General features: G+C 61.7%; 20 protein-coding genes. 10 read left to right on the plus strand and 10 right to left on the minus strand.

Annotation, left to right across the window (positions count from 1 at the left end; genetic code table 11):
- The first annotated feature begins 602 nt into the window (after positions 1-602).
- Positions 603-899 carry a helix-turn-helix transcriptional regulator gene (locus NKJ89_RS04565; protein ID WP_352600279.1) on the plus strand — a complete coding sequence of 99 codons (297 nt, stop codon included), beginning with the start codon at positions 603-605 and terminating at the stop codon, positions 897-899.
- On the opposite strand, the gene NKJ89_RS04570 is transcribed toward NKJ89_RS04565, so the two are convergent.
- From NKJ89_RS04570 to NKJ89_RS04580, 3 genes are all read right to left on the minus strand, one after another.
- Positions 853-2,109, minus strand: a complete 1,257-nt coding sequence (locus NKJ89_RS04570) for a tyrosine-type recombinase/integrase (protein WP_352600281.1) — start codon at positions 2,107-2,109, stop codon at positions 853-855. The two genes, NKJ89_RS04565 and NKJ89_RS04570, sit on opposite strands and share 47 nt — an antisense overlap.
- A 292-nt stretch (positions 2,110-2,401) precedes the next feature.
- Complete coding sequence (gene guaA / locus NKJ89_RS04575; protein ID WP_352600283.1) at positions 2,402-3,964, minus strand: glutamine-hydrolyzing GMP synthase; 1,563 nt, start codon at positions 3,962-3,964, stop codon at positions 2,402-2,404.
- Positions 3,965-4,019: 55 nt separating this feature from the next.
- Positions 4,020-4,517 carry a MarR family winged helix-turn-helix transcriptional regulator gene (locus tag NKJ89_RS04580; RefSeq protein ID WP_352600285.1) on the minus strand — a complete coding sequence of 166 codons (498 nt, stop codon included), beginning with the start codon at positions 4,515-4,517 and terminating at the stop codon, positions 4,020-4,022.
- 79 nt (positions 4,518-4,596) lie between these two features.
- On the opposite strand from NKJ89_RS04580, the gene NKJ89_RS04585 reads away from it, so the two are divergent.
- Positions 4,597-4,923 carry a hypothetical protein gene (locus NKJ89_RS04585; protein ID WP_352600287.1) on the plus strand — a complete coding sequence of 109 codons (327 nt, stop codon included), beginning with the start codon at positions 4,597-4,599 and terminating at the stop codon, positions 4,921-4,923.
- On the opposite strand, the gene NKJ89_RS04590 is transcribed toward NKJ89_RS04585, so the two are convergent.
- The 3 genes from NKJ89_RS04590 to NKJ89_RS04600 all read right to left on the minus strand — a co-directional run bounded on the left by NKJ89_RS04590 (position 4,895) and on the right by NKJ89_RS04600 (position 7,448).
- Positions 4,895-5,554: a 5'-methylthioadenosine/S-adenosylhomocysteine nucleosidase gene (locus NKJ89_RS04590; protein ID WP_352600289.1), complete on the minus strand. Its 660-nt coding sequence runs from the start codon at positions 5,552-5,554 to the stop codon at positions 4,895-4,897. The genes NKJ89_RS04585 and NKJ89_RS04590 overlap by 29 nt on opposite strands.
- Positions 5,555-5,558: 4 nt before the next feature.
- Positions 5,559-6,017: a PaaI family thioesterase gene (locus NKJ89_RS04595; RefSeq protein WP_023756802.1), complete on the minus strand. Its 459-nt coding sequence runs from the start codon at positions 6,015-6,017 to the stop codon at positions 5,559-5,561.
- Positions 6,018-6,158: 141 nt separating this feature from the next.
- The gene (locus NKJ89_RS04600; RefSeq protein WP_352600291.1) at positions 6,159-7,448 is read right to left on the minus strand and encodes an RsmB/NOP family class I SAM-dependent RNA methyltransferase; all 1,290 of its coding nucleotides are present in this window, start codon (positions 7,446-7,448) and stop codon (positions 6,159-6,161) included.
- A 316-nt stretch (positions 7,449-7,764) separates the two neighbouring features.
- On the opposite strand from NKJ89_RS04600, the gene NKJ89_RS04605 reads away from it, so the two are divergent.
- Positions 7,765-8,442 (plus strand): MIP family channel protein, encoded by a 678-nt coding sequence (locus NKJ89_RS04605; protein ID WP_352600293.1) that lies wholly within the window; start codon positions 7,765-7,767, stop codon positions 8,440-8,442.
- Positions 8,443-8,567: 125 nt separating this feature from the next.
- Here NKJ89_RS04605 and mocR read toward each other — a convergent pair whose 3' ends face one another.
- A complete protein-coding gene (mocR, locus tag NKJ89_RS04610) occupies positions 8,568-10,028 on the minus strand; it encodes a rhizopine catabolism transcriptional regulator MocR (protein ID WP_352600295.1) in 1,461 nt (486 codons plus the stop codon).
- A gap of 98 nt (positions 10,029-10,126) precedes the next feature.
- Here mocR and NKJ89_RS04615 point away from each other — a divergent pair, with 98 nt between their 5' ends.
- From NKJ89_RS04615 to NKJ89_RS04635, 5 genes are all read left to right on the plus strand, one after another.
- Positions 10,127-11,245 (plus strand): Gfo/Idh/MocA family protein, encoded by a 1,119-nt coding sequence (locus tag NKJ89_RS04615; RefSeq protein ID WP_352600297.1) that lies wholly within the window; start codon positions 10,127-10,129, stop codon positions 11,243-11,245.
- Positions 11,242-12,141: a myo-inosose-2 dehydratase gene (iolE, locus tag NKJ89_RS04620; RefSeq protein WP_352600298.1), complete on the plus strand. Its 900-nt coding sequence runs from the start codon at positions 11,242-11,244 to the stop codon at positions 12,139-12,141. Before NKJ89_RS04615 ends, iolE begins: the two co-directional genes overlap by 4 nt.
- A gap of 114 nt (positions 12,142-12,255) precedes the next feature.
- Positions 12,256-13,212, plus strand: coding sequence for a rhizopine catabolism ABC transporter substrate-binding protein (locus NKJ89_RS04625; RefSeq protein ID WP_352600301.1), 957 nt, complete (start codon positions 12,256-12,258; stop codon positions 13,210-13,212).
- 55 nt (positions 13,213-13,267) lie between these two features.
- Positions 13,268-14,365 carry an ABC transporter permease gene (locus NKJ89_RS04630; RefSeq protein WP_352600303.1) on the plus strand — a complete coding sequence of 366 codons (1,098 nt, stop codon included), beginning with the start codon at positions 13,268-13,270 and terminating at the stop codon, positions 14,363-14,365.
- Positions 14,365-15,144 carry an ATP-binding cassette domain-containing protein gene (locus NKJ89_RS04635; protein ID WP_031259482.1) on the plus strand — a complete coding sequence of 260 codons (780 nt, stop codon included), beginning with the start codon at positions 14,365-14,367 and terminating at the stop codon, positions 15,142-15,144. The genes NKJ89_RS04630 and NKJ89_RS04635 overlap by 1 nt, the downstream gene beginning before the upstream one ends.
- 85 nt (positions 15,145-15,229) lie before the next feature.
- On the opposite strand, the gene NKJ89_RS04640 is transcribed toward NKJ89_RS04635, so the two are convergent.
- The gene (locus tag NKJ89_RS04640) at positions 15,230-15,754 is read right to left on the minus strand and encodes a DUF8737 domain-containing protein (protein ID WP_352600305.1); all 525 of its coding nucleotides are present in this window, start codon (positions 15,752-15,754) and stop codon (positions 15,230-15,232) included.
- A 102-nt stretch (positions 15,755-15,856) separates the two neighbouring features.
- On the opposite strand from NKJ89_RS04640, the gene NKJ89_RS04645 reads away from it, so the two are divergent.
- Complete coding sequence (locus tag NKJ89_RS04645; RefSeq protein ID WP_352600307.1) at positions 15,857-16,765, plus strand: LysR substrate-binding domain-containing protein; 909 nt, start codon at positions 15,857-15,859, stop codon at positions 16,763-16,765.
- A gap of 100 nt (positions 16,766-16,865) precedes the next feature.
- On the opposite strand, the gene NKJ89_RS04650 is transcribed toward NKJ89_RS04645, so the two are convergent.
- Together NKJ89_RS04650 and NKJ89_RS04655 are read right to left on the minus strand one after the other, a co-directional pair.
- Positions 16,866-17,822, minus strand: coding sequence for a calcium:cation antiporter (locus NKJ89_RS04650; RefSeq protein ID WP_352600309.1), 957 nt, complete (start codon positions 17,820-17,822; stop codon positions 16,866-16,868).
- Positions 17,823-18,012: 190 nt separating this feature from the next.
- Positions 18,013-19,785 (minus strand): AMP-binding protein, encoded by a 1,773-nt coding sequence (locus NKJ89_RS04655; RefSeq protein WP_352600311.1) that lies wholly within the window; start codon positions 19,783-19,785, stop codon positions 18,013-18,015.
- A gap of 297 nt (positions 19,786-20,082) precedes the next feature.
- Between NKJ89_RS04655 and NKJ89_RS04660 the strand changes: the two genes are divergently transcribed.
- Positions 20,083-20,254: transposase family protein (locus NKJ89_RS04660; RefSeq protein WP_352600340.1), on the plus strand; the 172-nt coding region annotated here is incomplete at its 3' end.

Here is a 20,254-nt window from a genome sequence, read left to right on the forward strand (position 1 = left end):
ATTCTCGCTCGCTGCGCTCGGCGGTGGCAATTTGAGCTGCCGTGGACCCACGGAATGTGGCCAGCATACTGACCGGGCCACAGCCATCGAGCTTTTGTGCGTGGACTCATCAGGCGGGAAGGATCAGGTTTGCCTATCTAGCAGTGGCGGCTACCCTATGGCGCGGACGCGACCTATAGCGCGCTATCCGGAATGTCTGCTTTGAGGCGGTGGAAGGCCCGATTTCAATGACCGGCATGCTGCGCGAAGCCGCCGTTCGCGTCGTGGACAACGTACGTCGGCTTCGGGTCAGACTTTCCGCTCCCCGCCCAATCTTTGCAGCACCGAGACAGGTCCATCACGCCCAACACCGTAGAAAATATCGCAAGGTTTCAGAGTGAGGGGAAAGGCGGTAGCGCCCTACCGCTACCAACCCCCGACCGGCGAAGGCCCCCTTCAATACATCACGAACGAGGCAGTCGATCTTCCAGTCGAACCATCGGCGTAGGTGGACCTGTCCCTATCACAGGTCGAAACCGCCGATTACACGACGTCCGAGCTGAGGCTCTTTTCCCATCGCATACAATCGCCTTCAATTTCGGCTCACAGCTGAGGAGTACGAGATGACAAGGTCGAATGAAGAAGCACTGAAGCGTACAATCCGGAGGCACCAGTTGCGTGAAATGGTCCCGCTTGCCGACAGTACGATCTACGAAATGGAACAGCGGGGCGAATTTCCGCGACGCTTCGCTTTAAGCCCGAGATGCGTCGTTTGGGATCTGAGTGAGGTTCAAGCATGGCTCGCAGCCCGCCGCTCAAAGCCAATTCTCCGCGCCCCTAAACCGGACTTGACGCGGCGTCGGGCTCCGCCGGTCAGAGAGCAGGATCAGGCTGCAAGATCGGCATCAACGGCGGAATGAGTGTCGGGACGAATTTCTTGCCACCGACCCAGGCATCGACGATGTCCGACCATTCCTGCATCATGTGGCGGCGCTGCACCTCATACTCGGCCTTGTTGTAGACACCCCGCGACGAGCGTCCGTCCTCGTGGGCCAAGCATTTCTCGATCCAATCGCTGTTGAAGCCAAGTTCATTCAACAGCGTCGAGCCCGTTCGCCGCAGGTCATGAACCGTAAACGGCTCAAGGGGTAGCCCGTCGGATTTCGCGCGCTCGACGACGGCGTAAGTGACCCTATTGAAGGTGGCGCGCGACATCGGAGCATCCGCATCGTAACGCGATGGAAGAAGGTACCTGGAATTTCCGGCGCAGGTCTTCAGGGCGATCATGATGTCGAGCGCTTGGCGCGACAGGTACACGTTATGCGCCTTCGAGCGCTTCATCCGCTCCTTCGGGATCGTCCAGACCGCATTCTCGAAATCGACCTCGTCCCACACCGCGTCCTGCAGCTCGCTTTTGCGCACCATAGTGAGCAGGTAGAGCCGCATTCCCAACCGGATCGTTGGGAGCGTGGCGATGTGCTCAAGCTGCTTCAGCATCAAGCGAATTTCCGATGGCGAAAGCGAGCGGTCCTTTGGCACGAACGTCGCAATCGATGCGGGCCCAACTTCGTCAGCCGGATTGGCCACCTTCTCCCCGTGCAGAATCGCGAAGCCGTAAATCTGCTTCAGTATGTCTCGTACGTGGATAGCGGTGGCCGGCGCACCACGTTCAACGATGGAGCCACAGTGGGCTCTTAGATCGTCCGGCGTGATCTCCGTCAGGAGGCGATTGCGCCAGGCCGGAAGAAGCTCGCGCTCGAAGATGGAGCGCCGCATGGCGCGCGTGCTGTCGGCCATCGGCGCGGCGGTGAGCCACTTCTCCCCGAACTCGCCAAAACTCTTCGCCTCTTTGAGGCGGCGCTTGTCGCGCTGCTTCTCGATCGCCGGAGATCGTCCCTCGCCAATAGCGCGCTTCGCGTCGAGGCACTTCTCTCGGGCCAAGGCAAGCGAGATTCCCTCCCGCCCATACCTGCCTAGATAGACCGTCTCGCGGCGTCCGTTGAGCCTGTAATCAAGCCGAAACGAGATCGCGCCACTGGGCATGACCCGGACATACATGCCGTCACGGTCAGCAATCTTGTAGATTTTCTCTTTTGGTTTCAGCGCTTTAAGGGCGACATCCGTCAGCATTCCCGCTACCTCCTGAAAAGTACCGTCAGTACAATTTCGAGGCTCTTCGGCAGAAAATTTGTTTTATCTTCAATGCCTTAAGGCGTAAAAAAGTACCGTCAGAGCCTCACTGGATCTGACGGTACTTCGAAAAATCCGAGCTAGCAATATGCGGAAGGTCCGTCAGCCGGTCCGTCAAGTTCAATCTCTGCGCACCGATTGTCGCTGATTGTCTCTGAATGGATTTATATTTGTTATCAAATGGTTATGGCGCACAATGGCGTGTTTTCGGCGGCGTTGGGGTAGGCCTGAATCATTCCCACTCGATTGTCCCCGGCGGCTTCGAAGTGACGTCGTAGACGACGCGGTTGATGCCGCGGACTTCGTTGATGATGCGGGTGGCGGCGGCGCCGAGGAAGGCCATGTCGTAGTGGTAGAAATCCGCCGTCATGCCGTCGACCGAGGTGACGGCGCGCAGGGCGCAGACGAATTCGTAGGTGCGTCCGTCGCCCATCACGCCGACCGTCTGCACCGGCAGCAACACGGCGAAGGCCTGCCAGATGGCGTCGTAGAGGCCGGCCTTGCGGATCTCGTCGAGATAGATGGCGTCGGCTTCGCGCAGGATCTCCAGCTTTTCGCGGGTGATGCCGCCCGGGCAACGGATGGCGAGACCCGGACCAGGGAATGGATGCCGGCCAATGAAGCTCTCGGGCAGGCCGAGTTCCTTGCCGAGCGCCCTCACCTCGTCCTTGAACAGTTCGCGCAGGGGCTCGACTAGCTGCATGTTCATGCGCGCCGGCAGGCCGCCGACATTGTGATGCGACTTGATCGTCACCGACGGGCCGCCGGTGAAGGAGACGCTTTCGATGACGTCGGGATAGAGCGTGCCTTGCGCCAGGAAATCGGCGCCACCGAGTTTCTCGGCCTCCTCCTCGAACACCTCGATGAACAGCCGGCCGATGGTCTTGCGCTTTTTCTCGGGATCCGACTCGCCTTCAAGGGCGTCGATGAAACGGTCCGATGCGTTCACCAGAATGAGCGGCAAATTGTAGTGTTCGCGGAACATCGCCACGACGCCGGCGGCCTCGTCCTTGCGCATCAGGCCGTGGTCGACAAGGATGCAGGTCAGCTGGTCGCCGACCGCTTCGTGGATCAACAGCGCCGCGACGGAGGAGTCGACGCCGCCCGACAGTGCGCAGATGACCTTGCCCTTGCCGACCTGCTTGCGAATGGCCTCGATCGCGTGCTCGCGGTAGGCGCGCATGGTCCAGTCGCCCTCGATGCCGGCGATATTGTGGACGAAGTTCCGCAGCAGCCGGGCACCGTCCGGCGTATGCACCACCTCGGGGTGGAACATGATGCCGTACATCTTGCGCTCGATGTTGCCGAAGATGGCGAAGGGCGAGCCTTCCGACTTGCCGAACACTTCGAACGCCTGGGGCAAGGAGATGACACGGTCGCCATGGCTCATCCACACCTGGTGACGCTGGCCGGGGGCCCACAGGCCCTCGAACAGCGGGCTGTCCTTTTCGATCTCGACAAAGGCGCGGCCGAACTCGCGATGGTCGGAGCTTTCGGCGACGCCGCCCATCTGCACGCACATGGCCATCTGGCCGTAGCAGATGCCGAGCACCGGCACGCCGGCATCGAAGACGATCTGCGGCGCGCGCGGACTGCCGATATCGACGGTCGAAGCCGGACCGCCGGAGAGGATCACGGCTTTCGGATTGATGCGCTTGAATGCCGCTTCGGCCGACTGGAACGGCACGATCTCGGAAAACACGCCGGCCTCGCGGATGCGGCGGGCGATGAGCTGGGTAAACTGGCTGCCGAAATCGACAATCAGGACGGTGTCGGGATGATTGGCTGTTTTCATGGCGAGCGTTTAGAGAAAGAAACGAGTCGGCGCAATGGGTTGCGAGGCCTGGCCGTCACTTCGATTCCACGACTTCACCTTCAGCGCCATCGTCTTCACCCATTGCAGCAGCTTCTCCGGCCGCAAGCGCCCGCAGAGCGCCCATCAGCGCCGTGAACCGCTCCTCGCCAATGCGACCGACATAGCGGCGCTCGATCTCCATCTTGATACGATCGCCGTCTCGCAAGGCATCCAGTCCCTTGCGGGTGTAGCGCACCAGCTTACCGCGGCCATCTTGCGGATCAGGCAGACGCTCGACGATACCTTCCGCCTCAAGGCCGTCGAGCAGTTGCTGGACCGCCTGCTTGGAGATTGCCGAGCGTTCGATCAATGCCGACTGCCGCATGCCTGCCCTGGCGATGTGTCCAAGCAATCCGGCGCGCGCTTCGGTGAACCAGCCGTGACCGGCGGCCCGCATCGCAGTGGCAAAATCGGCCTGCCAGGCACGGCTTGCCTGCCATAGCCGCCAGCCGATGTGATCGGGCGCTTCGGTTTTTTCGTCAAGATACTTCACCCTCTAGATAGTCAAGTAGCTTGACCTTACGTGGCGACCATGGCCGAAGCAATCGCCGAATTCACTCAAGGAGAACAATATGCCGGCACTGCAAAAGGAAAGTCTTGCGATCCTCATTCCGGGCATGACCCATGTGCTGGAGCGAAACGGCAAGGAGGCTTACGTCTATTTTGAGAACGAAGGCGCCGCGCACATGCTGCTCGATGATGGCGAGGCGCGCAGCGGGAACTGGAGGATGCTCGATGACGGCTATGTCACGGACTGGGACACGGGTGTGACAGGGCGCTGGACTCTGCACCATGAACAGGGATCCATCACCTACGTCAACCGCGACAATGCCGTTCGCTTCAGGATGATCGGGGTGCTGTTCGGCAACGCTAGAAACCTGCCGCGTCAGCAGCCCTGAAATGGATTGCGCCCGATTCGATCGCCTGTTCGAGGTGGGTGACGGCGTCTGCCAGCTTCTCGTCGATGACGTGCAGATATTCGGTCCAGTCGCCGACGTGCCGCAGATCCGCCGCGCCGTCGGAGATGCCGCGCAGCCCGACCAGCGGGATGTCGAATAGCTGGCAGGCGCGCAGGCAAGCGAAGGTCTCCATGTCGACCATGTCGGCAGCGATCGCGTCATAGGCCGCGCCGGTGACGATCGCGCCGCCGGTCGATAGCGTCGCTTCCTTGATCCCAGGAATTCGCAGGGGCAGCGGCACGGTCACCGGCAGATCGAGAAACGGCGTCGCTCCTTTCTCGAAACCGAGCGGCGAGGCGTCGATATCGCGATAGCTGACCGAGACCGCCTGGTAGATTTCTGTCTGCTCCAGCGTCCGGCTGCCGGCTGAGCCGAGCGACACGACGAGATCCGGCAGCGCCTTCCGCGACTTCAGCCAGGAGAGTTCGGCGCTTAGCCTGACGCCGGCCTCGACCGGGCCTACCCCCGTCATCAGTGGCGTGAACAGTTGCTTGAGGTGCGGGCCGTATTCGGCCTGCGCAGCCATGACGAAGAGGACGTCCTTGCCGCCTAGTCGCGTAACGTTGCCCATCGGATCAGCCTTCTATGCCGTCGCGCCCGACCACCGTCATCATCGTTCCTGTCATCGTGGCGATCAGCTTGGCCTCGCCGTCGGCGGCGAAGGCATAGGCCTGGCCGTCGGCGACGATGATGGTGCGGCCGGGTTTGGTCACCGAGCCGCGGAACAGGAAGCGCTCGCCTCGGCCCGGCGCCAGCAGATTGACCTTGAACTCGATCGTCAGCACGCCCGAGTTTTCCGGCATCAGCGAAAACGCCGCATAGCCGCAGGCCGAATCCAGCGCGATCGAAATGACGCCGGCGTGGAGAAAGCCGTGCTGCTGGGTCAGCGCGGCCGAATAGGGCATCTCGATCTCGATGATGCCGGGCGTCACCAGCGTCAGTTCGGCGCCGATCGTGGCCATCGCTTTCTGACGCGCGAAGGATGTCCTGACGCGGTCGTCATAGTCGGGGGCGGGTACGATCTTTGCTGCCATGGCCGCTGCTTTCCTTTATGCGGATAAGCTTATTGCAGAGGCACCGGCGGCAGGCAAATGCTTTTGCTGCACTGCAGCAATCGGCCTCGTCCGCCTGCAGGGGTTTCACATCCGGCAGGGATTGGCGATCTCTGACGAGATTCAGGCCGACCTGCGCAACGCACAAAAGAAAAACCCGTCGGTGCCGCTCAGCGCCGGCGACAGCGAGATGTCCCCTTCGGCACCGATGCGGGCGGCTGCCGCATGGCCGGGAAAACGGCCGTCCCAGAGCGCGCGATGATCGACCGGGACAAATCCGCTGTTGCGTTCGCGGAAGGCCGCGACCTGCTCGCCATTCTCCTCATCGAAGACCGAGCAGGTAATGTAGACCAGCAGGCCGCCCGACTTGACGTAGGTTTTGGCCGCATCAAGGATCGTCGACTGCTCACCCTTGCGGGCATCGAGCTGCCTTTGCGTCAGCCGCCACTTGGCATCGGGACGGCGCCGCCAGGTGCCGCTGCCGGTGCAGGGCGCATCCACCAGCACCACATCCATGTGGTTGCCGAGCGGCGCGAGTTCGGACGGCTTGGTGACGATCTGGATATTGCGGTTTTCCGAACGACGGATGCGGTCGAAGATCGGCGCCAGCCGCGCCTTTTCGGCGTCGTGGGCAAAGATCTGGCCTGTATTGCCCATCGAAGCCGAGAGCGCCAGCGTCTTGCCGCCGGCGCCGGCGCAGAAATCCAGCACCTGCATGCCGGCTTCGGCCCCGGCAAGGGCGGCCACCACCTGCGAGCCTTCGTCCTGGACCTCGAACCAGCCTTTCTGGAAGGCCGGCTCAGCCTGGACGTTCGGATGCCTGCCGTCGCCGTCGATCGGCGGAATGCGGATACCCTGCGGGGCGATCGCCGCGGGTTTCGCGCCGGTACCCGACAGTTCGGCCAGCACCTTGACGCGATCGGCCTGCAAGGTGTTGACCCTAAGGTCGAGCGGCGGGCGTGTCGCAAGCGCCGCTCCCTCGTCGACCCAAGTCGGGCCAAAGGCCCGCTCGAAAAGCGGCGCGCACCAATCCGGTATGTCGGCTCGTATCGCGCCCGGCGCATCGGCAAGCCGGCGTTCGGCGATTGCCTGAAGCTCGGCGGCAGTGAGCAGCGGCGGGGCGAACTTGTCGCCTTCGAGCGCGTCGTTGAGCGATTGCGCCGTCTGGCCCCATTCGAGCAGCAGGGCGCCGAAGCCGATTGCGCGCGGGGTGTCCTCGCCCAAAAGCCAGCCGGCGGACCGCTTGTGGCGCAAGGCATCATAGACGATGTTGCCGATCGCCGCACGGTCACCGCCGCCGGCGAAGCGATGCGACAAGCCCCAGTCCTTCAGCGCGTCCGCCACCGGCCGGTGGCGCCGGCCGATGTCTTCCAGCACTTCGATGGCCGCAGCCAGCCGTCCGCCCAGTCGCATTCGTCATTCCACCAAATCGAGCACATGATCTCAGCCTGCTCTTAGAGCCTTTCGCGCCTGGATTGAACCCCGCTTGCGCCCGGCGACGACGCGGCAATCCAAACCGAGACCAGCGACCCAACCAGTAAATGCCTCAGGCCTGCGGCAGCAGATCGATCAATAGATGAAAGGTTTCTAATATTCGTGACCGGCGACTTCAAGCATGGCACGTGGTGCAACCGCTCTGCTTCCCAAGTTTTTCCGTTGAGAATACTCTTGGCGCCATGATTCGCGGCGCAGAAAAGACGGACCGGCGGATCGCTACGAGGAGAGGGCAATGAAAACTTATCTGGCGGAAGTTCTAGGCACATTTCTATTGGTGTTCATCGGTACGGCGTCGGTGGTTACGGGTGGTTTCGGCGGCGCTCTGCCGCTCGGGCAGGAAGGCATCGGCCTGGCGTTCGGCATCGGCCTCATTGCGGCGGCCTATGCGATCGGCCCGATTTCGGGCGCGCATCTCAATCCGGCGGTGACGCTCGGCGTCTTCCTTGCCGGCCGGCTGCCGGCCAAGGACGTCATCCCCTACTGGATCGCGCAGGTCATTGGCGCCATCCTCGCCTCGCTGGCGTTGTGGATCATTGTCTTCGGCCAGGTTGGCGGACACACTGGCGGCTTCGGCGCCAATGGCTGGGACGTGGCCAAATGGGGTGTCAGCTCGGCGTTCCTGTGGGAAGTGATCGGCACCTTCACCTTCGTCACCGTAATCCTCGGCGTCACGGCTGAAAAGCAGTCGACGGCGTTCGCCGGGCTGGTCATCGGCCTGACGCTGGCGGGGTTGCACTTCGCCATCATCCCGGTGACCGGCACCTCGCTCAACCCGGCCCGTTCGATCGGCCCGGCGCTGTTTTCCGGCACTGCCGCGATCGGCCAGCTCTGGCTGTTCATCGTTGCACCGTTGATCGGCGGCGCCATCGCCGGCGTCGTCGCCAAGGCGCGTGTCTTCGAGAAGGACTGAGCTTCGGAAGGTTGAATACAAAAGGCGCGGGCATCGTCCGCGCCTTTTTGTTGGCGATGGACGCGTCGGATCCTCACCAACAGCTCGGCCTCAAGGCATGATCAATCTCGGCATTTTGGCCAAGATCAGGTGCTTTTTGGGAAACAGGTTTTCAGCACGGTCCGAAATTTCTGCATGGTCTTTTCGGTTGTCTGCGCATCAGCAGCTGCAAAGCCCATGACAAGGCCGTTCTGTTTCGTGCCGTGACGGTACTGAATCGACAAGGCCGACACATTGATCCCGTGCTGGAGCGCCGCCTCGGCAATCGAGGTGTCGTTACATCCCTCGCGGAAAATGCCGACAACCTGGATCCCGGACTCGGTGGCGTGGAAATCCAGCCATTCTCCGAGATGTCTCTGTGAGCTTTCCAGGAAGAACTGCCGCCTGTCCGCATAGAGACGCCGCATGCGCCTGAGATGGCGGGTGAAGTGGCCCTCGTTCATGAAGTCGGCCAGAGCGGCTTGGGTAAGCAATGGGGCAAACTGGCCGGTCACGCTCATCGCAGATACGATGGTAGGGTCGATGGCCTTGGGCGCCACCAGAAAGCCGAGGCGCATGGCTGGAAACAGTATCTTCGCGAAGGTACCGACATAGACCACGCGATTCGACGCGCCGATGCCCTGCAGCGCGGGAATCGGCTGTCCTTGAAAACGGTATTCGCCGTCATAGTCGTCCTCGATGATCCATGAGCGCCAGGTCTCGGCCATGTGCAGTAGGTTGAGCCGCTGTTCCATCGGCATGGTTATCCCGAGAGGGTGATGGCAGGAGGGCGTCACAAAAATCATGCGCGGAATGACAGGCGGTGGATCAAGGTCCCACCCGGCATTGCTCACCCGCAGCGGGGCCAGCTTCGCTCCCGCCGAGACGAAGGCCGAACCCGCGCCGTAGTATCCTGGCTCCTCCATCCATACCGTGTCGCCTTCATCGATCAGCAGCCGAGCAAGAAGATCGAACGCCGACTGGGCACCATTGGTCACGACGATCTGCTCGGGGCTGCACTTCACGCCGCGCGAAGCCGTGAGATAGCGAGCTATGGCTTCACAAAGCGGAGGATAGCCCTTCACGTGATAGGTCCCGAAAAGGTCGATATGCGCAAATTTTGCACGACGACTGAGCAGCTTGGACCAGGTGTTGAAAGGAAAGTTGTCCGGATCAGGCATGCCGGGGTGAAATGCCAGCATGCCGGGCCGGCCATGATGGTAGGGTTGGGCGAGCATGGTCTGCCCACGCAAGGATATCGGGTTCTCGTCCGCTGACGAGACGTGTTCCTGCACCGCCAACCTGGTCGGCAGATCCATCACCACGGAGGGCCTGCGCGGCCGTATGGCCAGGTAGCCTTCCAGCGCCAGTTGGTCGCAAGCGGCAATCACGGTGTTGCGGCCGACGTGCAGGTCCCGCGCCATGACCCGTGTCGAGGGCAGCGCGTGACCGCTCGGCAACACGCGGTGCTCGATCAGGTCGCGCAACTGGACATAGAGCTGCCGATGCAAATTGGCGGGACTCTCGCGGTCCAGCGCAATGCCGTCGATCGGAAAACTGGTCTTCATCGTGGTTCCACAAAATCAGAACGATCTGGTTCTAACAATGGAACCAAAGCAGCCTTAGGCTCAAGAAGAATGCGATCAGGTTCAGATGGGGCTGACCGATGCAAAGCATAAAGGTGGGTGTGATCGGTGCGGGCGGTGTCGCCCAGGTCGAGCACATTCCCAATCTGCTCAGATTGCACCGGCAGTTCGAGATCCTCGGCGTCTATGATCCTTCGCGCAAAGTCCGCGACTTTGTCGGCGACGAGTTCGGCCTCGAGACATTCGCCGATCTAGACCAGCTTCTCGCCATGCCGCTCGACGCCGTGGTCATCGCCTCGCCGGATGCGTTGCACTGGGAACAGGCTCTCGTCGCCCTTGCCAGAGGGCTGCATGTCTTCTGCGAAAAGCCGCTTTGCTATAACCCCGGGGATATCGACGACTTGATCTCTGCCAGGGATCGCGCCGGGGTGGTGCTTCAGGTCGGCTACATGAAGCGTTTCGATCCGAGCTACGAGGCGGCATTGAAAATGCTGCCGGGCACAGCGCAAACGCTTCGCTACATTTCGGTCGAGGTCAGCGATCCCGACGCGTGGCCGTTCGTGCGGCACCATTCGACATGCCGGGGTGACGACGTCGCGGCGGGGTTGGCTGCCTTGACCGAAGCCAGGCAGCGCGAGCAGGTGAACCGCGCGGTGCCCGGATTGGACGATCCCGACGCGTTTCGTGGCTTTGTCGGCGCCTACTGTTCGGCGCTCGTGCACGACGTGAACGCCGTGCATGGGCTGCTCGATGCGCTCGGCGTCGCGGATGGCGAGATTGTCGGCGCCTCGCTTTTCGCGAGGGGCGAAGGCGGCCACGGCGCCGTGCGGCTGCTCGGCGGCCAGGCACTGTGGAGCATGGCGCATCTGGCCGTTCCGGGGCTCGCCGACTACCGCGAGCGCATCACGCTTTACTTCGATGACGCCGCGCTCGAGCTGGAATTCCCCTCGCCCTATCTCAATCACCAGCCGACGCAGCTGAGCCTGCGGGCAAGCGACGGCCACACCCTCTCCAGCCGGGAGATTCGAAGCGGCTACGAAGAGGCGTTCGTCGAAGAACTGAAAGGTTTCTGGTCGGCGATCGTCGAACGAACGCCGGTGCGCAACACGGCCGAACACGCGCGTCGCGACATGGTGCTGCTGGCCGGCCTCGCGCGGCACCACCTTGGCCAGCTCAAGCAATCAGGAGTTCGCCCGTGAAGGTTCGCATAGGCATCAATCCGATCACCTGGACCAACGATGACGTGCCGGAACTGGGTGGCGACACTCCGCTCGAGGTCTGTCTTCGCGAAACCAAGCAGGCCGGCTATTCCGGCACCGAGCTAGGCGGAAAGTTTCCGCGCCAATCGGCTGAACTGAGGCCTATCATGGCGCGGCACGGCCTTGCTGTGATTTCCGGTTGGTATGATGGCTGCTGCGACGAGAAGGAAGTCGGTGCGGAAATGGATGCGATCACGCCGCATCTCCAGCTTCTGAAGGATATGGGCTCGACCCACGTCGTCTATGCCGACACGTCGCGGGGGCGCCACAATGCCATTTGGGGGCCGATCTCGCAGCGCCCGGCCCTCGGCCCGGAGGAATGGCCGGCCTATGGCAGAAAACTGACCGCGCTGGCCGAGAGGATGGCGGATTTCGGTGTGCGCATGGCCTTCCATCATCATATGGGGACCATCGTCGAGACCGATGCCGAGGTGGGCTTGCTGATGCGGCACACCGGCGAGGCGGTCGGCCTTCTCTACGACACCGGCCATTCGATATTTTCAGGCGGCGACCCGCTGGCTTTGGTCAAGGCGCATGTCAAACGCGTCGTGCATGTGCATTGCAAGGACGCGCGCAAGTCCGTCCTTGATCGTGCCCGCGCCGAGGACATGAGTTTCATGGGCGCGGTCATGGAAGGGATCTTCACGGTCCCCGGCGACGGGTTCATCGATTATCCGGCCATTTTGCGGGTGCTTGCGGACAGCGGCTACAGCGGCTGGCTGGTCGTCGAGGCCGAGCAGGATCCAAACAAGGCCAACCCGCTGATCTATGCGACAATGGGATTCCAAAATCTGTCGCGCATGGCCAGCGAGGCCGGATTTACAGTCTTGAAATGATCGAGGCCGCGATGCGGCCTCCAGGGAACCAGTGCTGATGAATGAGACTGGACTGAAGGGGCAACTGGACTGCCGACCGTAATTGCGGCGGCGGAAAACAAACAGGAGGTTATTATGTTTTCGCTTGCGAAATTAATAAAGCCTGCGCTCGGCCTGCTGGCCGGCATTACAATGATGACGGCGGCCACGAGCCTTGCGGCCGCCGACGAAACGCGCGTGGTGTTTGTGACGCATGGCCAGAGCGGCGACCCCTATTGGTCGGTCGTGAAGAACGGCATGGACGACGCAGCCAAGACGCTTGGGGTCAAGGCTGAATATCTGGCGCCCGAAACATTCGACATGGCCAAGATGGGGCAGATGATCGACGCCATCGCGGCCTCGAAGCCCGACGGCATGGTTGTTTCGATCCCCGACGCGGCAGCTCTCTCGGCACCGGTCAAGAATGCCATTGCCGCCGGCATTCCGGTGATCGTCATCGATTCCGGCGGCTCCAAACTGACGCATGACCTTGGCGGCCTGCTGTTCATGGGCCAGGACGAATTCCAGGCGGGCGTCATGGCCGGCGAGCGCATCAAGGCGCTCGGCATCAACAAAGCGGTCTGCGCCAACCATGAAGTAGGCAATTCGAGCCTCGATGACCGCTGTGCCGGTTTTGCCAAAGGTCTCGGTGTCGATGTTCCGGTGATGAACGGCGTCATCGACCCGACCGAAATGAAAAACCGAGTGACCGCCTACATGACCGCTCATGGGGACACGCAGTTCGTTCTTGCAGTCGGCGCCAGCGGTGCCGAGCCGACGCTGGCCGCACTCGATGAAATGGGCCTCGCCGGCAAGGTGAAAACCGGCACATTCGACCTTTCTCCCACGATCCTGCAGGCCGTAGTTGCCGGCAAGATGGAGTGGGGTATCGATGCCCAGCAATATGCCATGGGCTACATCCCGGTCGCCATGTTCGATCTTTGGAAGAAGTACAAGATCACGCCGATCGCCGACTATCCGACAGGTCCCGGCTTCGTCACCAAGGATACCGCTGCCTCGGTCATAGAACTGGCAAAACTGGGCAAGCGTTGACGGCTCGCGGCCGGGCATCAGCCCGGCCGCTCTCACCGACGAAGGTAGCGCATCAATGACCGCAGAGCTTCGCGACGAGCGGGTCCGCTCCGTCTCCCGCCTGAGCCGTCTTCTGAGCAGGCCGGAACTTGGCGCGGCGGCCGGAACCGTTCTGGTCTTTGTGTTCTTCGCCATCACGGCGGGAAATACCGGGCTTTTCAGCGCCAAGGGGATCATCAATTTCCTTGAAGTCTCCGCCCAGCTTGGCATTCTCGCCGCTCCCGTGGCGCTTTTGATGATCGCGGGTGAGTTCGACCTGTCGGTCGGCTCGATGATCGGGTTTGCCGGCATCCTGATCGCCATCCCTTCGGTGTTCTGGGGCTGGCCGATCTGGCTTTCCCTGCTGTTCTGCTTTGCTGTTTGCGGCTGCATCGGCGCGCTCAACGGGCTCGCCGTGGTCAGAACCGGATTGCCCTCCTTCATCGTGACGCTCGGAAGCCTGTTCATGCTGCGCGGCCTGACGCTCGGCCTCACGCGCGGCATATCCGGGCGAACGCAGGTTTCAGGCGTGCACGAACTGGCCCTGAACGATCCCCTCAACAGCCTGTTCTCGGGACAGGTATTTTCCGGCCCCATCGCCTGGCTTTCGGACATCGGCCTGATCGGCAAACGCGCGGACGGCCTGCCGTCGATCTCCGGCATTCCGGTGTCCATCGTCTGGTGGATCGTCTTGACCTTGGCCTGTACCTGGTTGCTGACCCGCAGCCGCTTCGGCAACTGGATCTTCGCCGCGGGAGGTGAAGCCAATGCCGCGCGCAACCTCGGCGTGCCGGTTGCACGCACCAAGATCACCCTATTCGTCATGACGGCGATGGCGGCCGCGCTCTTTGCGGCGATCCAGGTTCTGGTCACGGGCTCGGCCGACACGCTACGCGGAACCCAAAAGGAATTCGAGGCCATCATTGCCGTCGTCATCGGCGGCACGCTGCTTACCGGCGGCTACGGATCGGCCATAGGCGCCATGTTCGGGGCGTTGATCTTCGGCGTGGTGCAAATGGGCATCTTCTACACCGGCATCGACACAGACTGGTTCAAGCTGTTCATGGGTGCCATGATGGTCATCGCGGTGCTGTTCAACAGCTACGTGCGCAACCGCGCCATGAGGAGCCGGTGATGGCCGAGCCCTATGTCGAACTGAAATCGGTCAGCAAGTATTTTGGCTCGGTCGTTGCGCTGAAGGACGTATCTTTCGATGTATGTCTCGGCGAGGTGCATTGTCTGCTTGGCGACAATGGCGCCGGCAAGTCGACGCTGATCAAGACGCTGTCCGGCGTCTATACACCTGACGAAGGTGAGATCCGCGTGCAGGGCAAGCCCGCAAGGTTTGCCTCACCGGCCGATACACGCAACAGCGGCATTGCCACCGTCTACCAGGACCTCGCTCTGGTGCCGCTGATGAGCGTGGCGCGAAACTTCTTTCTCGGGCGCGAGCCGATGCGCAAGTTCGGACCGATCCGGCAGTTTGACAGCGAGTTCGCGAACCGCACGGCGTATGACGAGATGTCGGCGATGGGGATCCAGCTGCGCGATCCCGAACAACCCGTGGGCACGCTTTCAGGCGGCGAGCGTCAGTGCCTGGCCATCGCCCGCGCCGTCTATTTCGGTGCCAAGGTTCTGATCCTGGATGAGCCGACATCGGCGCTGGGAGTCCATCAGGCATCCGTGGTTCTGAAGCTTGTGGTGCAGTCCAAGGCGCGCGGCATCGGCGTCATCTTCATTTCCCACAACGTTCATCACGCCTATGTGGTTGGCGATCGCTTCACCTTGTTGAAGCGCGGCAAAAGCACTGGCACTTACACAAAAAGCGAGATTGATCGCGACCAGTTGCTCAATCTGATGGCGGGCGGCAAGGAACTGGTCGATCTGGAGCAGGAGCTGACCAATCGGCCATAAGCAGCCCGACTTGAAGCGCGCCCGACTTGCCTGACGAGCGCGATACATCCGGCATCACAGCTGAAAGGCACGGCGTTCGCCACGGTTAGGAAGCATTCGCATCTTCTGCAATGGCTCGAGTCGCGTTTTGGTGAGGGCGCGCCAGAAAACAGAATGCGGCGATGTGCGTGATCATCAGCAGCGGTACATAGATGATCGGGATCGCGTAAGTGGCGCCCAGCTGCTCTGCATGTGCAGGGAGGCCGACCTGTATCGCGTGGTAATAATCGACGACGAGGTCGGTCATTCCGACCAGGTTGAAGGCGACGACAAGCGGCCAGAAGAGCTGCGGTAGCCTCACCGTGAGCAGCGCCAGCATCGCCAGCACCCCTGTCGCGAAATCGCCATAGGCGGCGAACACGGCGAAACCGGCCGGCAGATCGGAGCTTACGACGCCCGGCAGGATGAACACGAGGCCGAAGAAGCGGAAGCTGTGCAGCGTGGCGATGGCGCGCTGCGCCGCGACCCGGTCCATTGAGCTCAGCCACGGCAACCCGTATGCGCCGAAGCAAAGCAGCCACGCGACATAGCCGAGAACGAGATGGATTTGGAACAGCATTTCGGTGGACATTTGGCCTCCTGTCAGCAGCTGGTTCACGCAGCCTCCCAGCCAGTCCGGTTACCTCTAGGCCAGCTTTCATAGTTCGACTAGCCGGTGTAATCATCACAACCCATGAAGCAGAACTACACAGTCCGACACGGTGCACTGGAGGGCGTCGAAGCTTTCCTGGCCGTTGCCAGGCGCCGCAATTTCCGCCGTGCCGCCGCGGATCTCGGCGTGACGCCGTCCGCTGTGAGCCAGGCGGTGCGCACGCTGGAAGCCCGCATGGGTGCGGCGCTGTTCGTCCGCACGACCCGAAGCGTCGGTTTGACCGAGGCCGGCCAGCGGTTCCTCGACCGTGCGGGCCCTGCCTTCGAGGAACTCGTCGCGGCAGGCGAGGCCGTACGCGACCTTGGCCAACGGCCGACCGGGCTGCTGCGCCTCTCCGTACCCCGCGCCGTCGTGCCGCTGATCCTGGAGCCGATGATCGCATCGTTCTGCCGGGCCTATCCCGAGATCGAACTGGAGATCGCCGCGAGCGACGAGATGGTCGATCTCGCGACCGGCGGGTTCGATGCCGGCATCCGCCTCGGCCAGTTCATCGCGCCCGACATGGTCGCCGTGCGGCTGACGCCATCGTTCCCGTTCGTGGTCGTCGGCAGCCCGGACTATCTCGAACGCCACGGCCGCCCCGAGCGTGTGGACGACTTGCGCCACCACGCCTGCCTGCGATTGCGCCGCTCGAACGGCGCCGTTGCGCCCTGGTCCTTCGTCGACGGCAACGAGGCAATCGAGGCGATGGTGTCAGGTCCGCTGATCGCGCACGACTATCCGACGTTGCTCGGTGCGGCGATACAGGGCATCGGGCTGGCCCAGACGCCTCGCCCCGTCGCCGCAGGCCCCATAGAACAGGGAAAACTCAGATCGGTGCTGGACGGCGTCGCCGCCACGACGCCGGGCGTTTTCCTCTACCATCCCGGCAAACGCCAGATCCTGCCGAAGCTGCGCGCCTTCATCGATCACCTCAAATACGAGGCGTGAGGCTATGAGGGACGTCGCACCTGCCCCCTCACGCCGTCTTCAGCGTCACCAATAGCGGCCCCCTCATTCGCGCAGTAATTGCCCGCTCAAACCAAAGCTTTCACGGTACAAATATCAAAAATATATAAGTAAAAAATACTACAAGATGGATCATGCCGGTCAGGAATGTCGTTCTTTCAGTACTAAAACTCACGTTGCATATGAAGAGCGCTAAAATCAAAAGCACTGTGTCAGTCGCAGGAAGCCCCAAGGTTAACCCTCTTCCCGTCAGCAGGCTGGCGGCTGCGACCGCCGGTATTGTCAAACCAATTGTAGCGCAAGCGGAACCCATCGCGACATTCAAACCGCGTTGCAACTCATTGTTGAGGGAAGCGCGAACCGCCGAAATGGCCTCTGGCATCAAAACCAGCCCCGCGATCAATGCCCCCACAATACTGTCAGCCTGTGTCACCTGATAGGTAACGAGTGTATTTTCAACACTTGCGGCGACTTGCTCGGCGAGCATGACAATTCCGATCAGCCCGATTAACAGGAGCAGAGCGCTGGCAGAGATGCTTTCGTGCGGGGCAATTCGCATCGAAACATCGTGTGCTTGTCCTTCGATGAAGTCGTCGCGATGCCGGACAGTCTGCGCGAACACGAAACCTGTATAGAGCAGCACTGAAAGTACGCTCACGAAACCAAGTTGAGCTGCTGAAAATGTGCCAGGATCCGTAGTTCGTGTGTAGGTCGGCAGAATAAGCGTCATGACGGTCAGCGCGGCCAGAACCGCCAGATATGCGCTGGTCCCTTGTCGAACGATTGCCTGCTTGCGATGGCGCCAGCCGCCAAGCGTGAGACACGTGCCGACAACGCCGGTAGATGTAATCATCACCGTCGAGAAGACGGACTCGCGTGCAAGCGTAGGGTTGTTATCTCCATGCAGCATCATGGAAACGATGATCGACACCTCGATTGCCGTCACGGCAAAAGTCAGCACCAACGTACCGTAAGGCTCCCCTACACGCCGAGCTACCGCTTCGGCGTGGTCGAGCACCACGAAAATGGTGATAAACATGATCGCACTCGAAAGCGCTCCGACGAGGATCCTGACGCTCGGCGAACCTTCGTCTACCGACAGCCCGCTGGCTCTGACTGCGACAGCCATCACCAAGGCGGCCAACGGCATCGCGTAAGAAGTCACCGATCGCGCGAAACCACTCATTCAGGCCCTGTGCGTTTCTGCGAACCTTGCGGAAAGCCTATACTCACGCCGTCTTCTGCGTCACCAATCCCAGTTCCTCGATCATCGCATTGCGCATCAGGAACTTCTGCGGCTTGCCGGTCACCGTCATCGGCAATTCGGAGCGGAAGCGGATGTAGCGGGGGATCTTGTAGTGGGCGATCTGGCCGGCGCAGAAGTTTTTGATTTCCTGCTCGCTGACGATCTGGCCGGGCTTGAGCACGATCCAGGCGCACAGCTCCTCGCCATATTTGGCGTCGGGAATGCCGAACACCTGCACTTCCTTGACCTTGGGATGGCGGTAGAGGAATTCCTCGACCTCGCGCGGGTAGACGTTCTCGCCGCCGCGTATGACCATGTCCTTGACCCGGCCGACGATGTTGCAATAGCCCTCGGCGTCGATGGTGGCGAGGTCGCCGGTGTGCATCCAGCCGTCGCTGTCGATCGCCTCGCGGGTCTTCTCGTCGTCTTCCCAGTAACCCTTCATCACGGAATACCCGCGTGTGCAAAGCTCGCCCGGCGCGCCGACGGCGACGGTGGCGCCATCGGCATCGACCGCCTTGACCTCGACATGGGGATGGACGCGCCCGACCGTCGAGACGCGCTTTTCCAGCGGATCGTCGACGCCGCTCTGGAACGAGACCGGGCTGGTCTCGGTCATGCCATAGGCGATGGTCACCTCCTCCATATGCATCAGCGACACCACCTTCTTCATCACCTCGATCGGGCATGGCGAGCCGGCCATGATGCCGGTGCGCAAGCTGGAGAGATCGAAGGACGGGAAGTCCGGATGATCGAGGAGTGCGACGAACATGGTCGGCACGCCATAGAGCCCGGTGCAGCGTTCCCGAGCCACCGCCTTCAACGTGGCGCCGGGGTCGAACCCCTCGCCCGGGAAAACCATGGTCGCGCCCTTCGAGACGCAGCCCATCGTGCCCATCGACATGCCGAAACAGTGATAGAGCGGCACCGGGATGCAGAGCCGGTCGTCGACGGTGAGCTTGATCGCCGAAGTGACGAAATTGCCGTTGTTGACGATGTTGCTGTGGGTCAGCGTCGCGCCCTTGGGCGCCCCTGTCGTGCCCGAGGTGAACTGGATGTTGATGGCCTCGCCCGGTCTCAGCCCCTCCGAGATGCGGTCGAGGCTGTCATGCTCGTCGCGCCCGGCCATGGCCAGCACATCACCGAAATTGAACATGCCGGGTGAGTTCTCGTCGCCCATGCGGATGACGATCTTCAGCGCCGGCAGTTTCTGCGCCTTGAGTTTGCCCGGCGCGGCCTTTGCGATCTCCGGCGCCAGTGTCTCGATCATGCCGAGATAGTCGGAGGTCTTGAACTTGGCCGCGGTGACCAGCGCCTTGCAGCCGACCTTGTTCAGCGCGTAGTCGAGTTCGGTCAGCCGGTAGGCCGGGTTGATGTTGACCAGGATCAGGCCGATACGGGCAGTGGCAAACTGCGTCACCAGCCATTCCCAACGGTTGGGCGACCAGATGCCGACGCGATCGCCCTTTACCAACCCCAGCGCCAGGAAGCCGGCGGCCAGCGCGTCGACCGTGTCCGACAGTTCGCTCCAGGTGAAGCGCTTGTCCTGATCGACGAAAACGGCCGCATCCAGCGTGCCGTATTTGCTGACCGTGTCGGAAAACAGCGCCGGGATTGTCATGTCGAGCAGCGGCACGTTGCGCTCCCCTGAGACATGCGCCTTGCCGTCGACAGGTGCTACGAAAACACCGCCATTGCGCGCTCCGCGTCCGCGCGAACTGGTGGCGCTCTTCAGCTCGTCGAGATTGACTGGCATCGCTCTCTCCTCCCGGGGCCGGCCAAACCTATCAGCCCGAGGGCGTGGTGAAAATCCCGCCGAAAGTCGTGTCGAGGCAACGATCCGGTCAACGATGCTTCGGAGACTCGCGCTTGCTGACGAAGCATCAAAACGCAAAAACCCGCCTGGGCGGCGGGTCACTGGCGCAAATCAGCACCGTAAGCAAATTAGTAGCATAACTGCCCTCACAAGTCAATGAAACGCCAGGGCGGAATCATGAATCGTTAACGCTCTGGTAACCAAGCGGGATTCTGTTGGCCGGGAAGGAGACCGGCGATGGACGCAAGCTTTCTCGATCATATTGACGACATTGAAGACCCTCGCGTGCCCGGAATGGTGGTCTATCGGCTCGACGAGATCCTACTCACGGTGCTGGTGGGCCTGTTGTGCCGAGCGGAGGATTTCGACGAGATCGAGGACGTGGGCGTCGAACTGCTCGACTGGCTCC

The sequence above is a fragment of the Mesorhizobium sp. M0047 genome, assembly GCF_040323315.1.
Classification (GTDB): Bacteria; Pseudomonadota; Alphaproteobacteria; order Rhizobiales; family Rhizobiaceae; genus Mesorhizobium.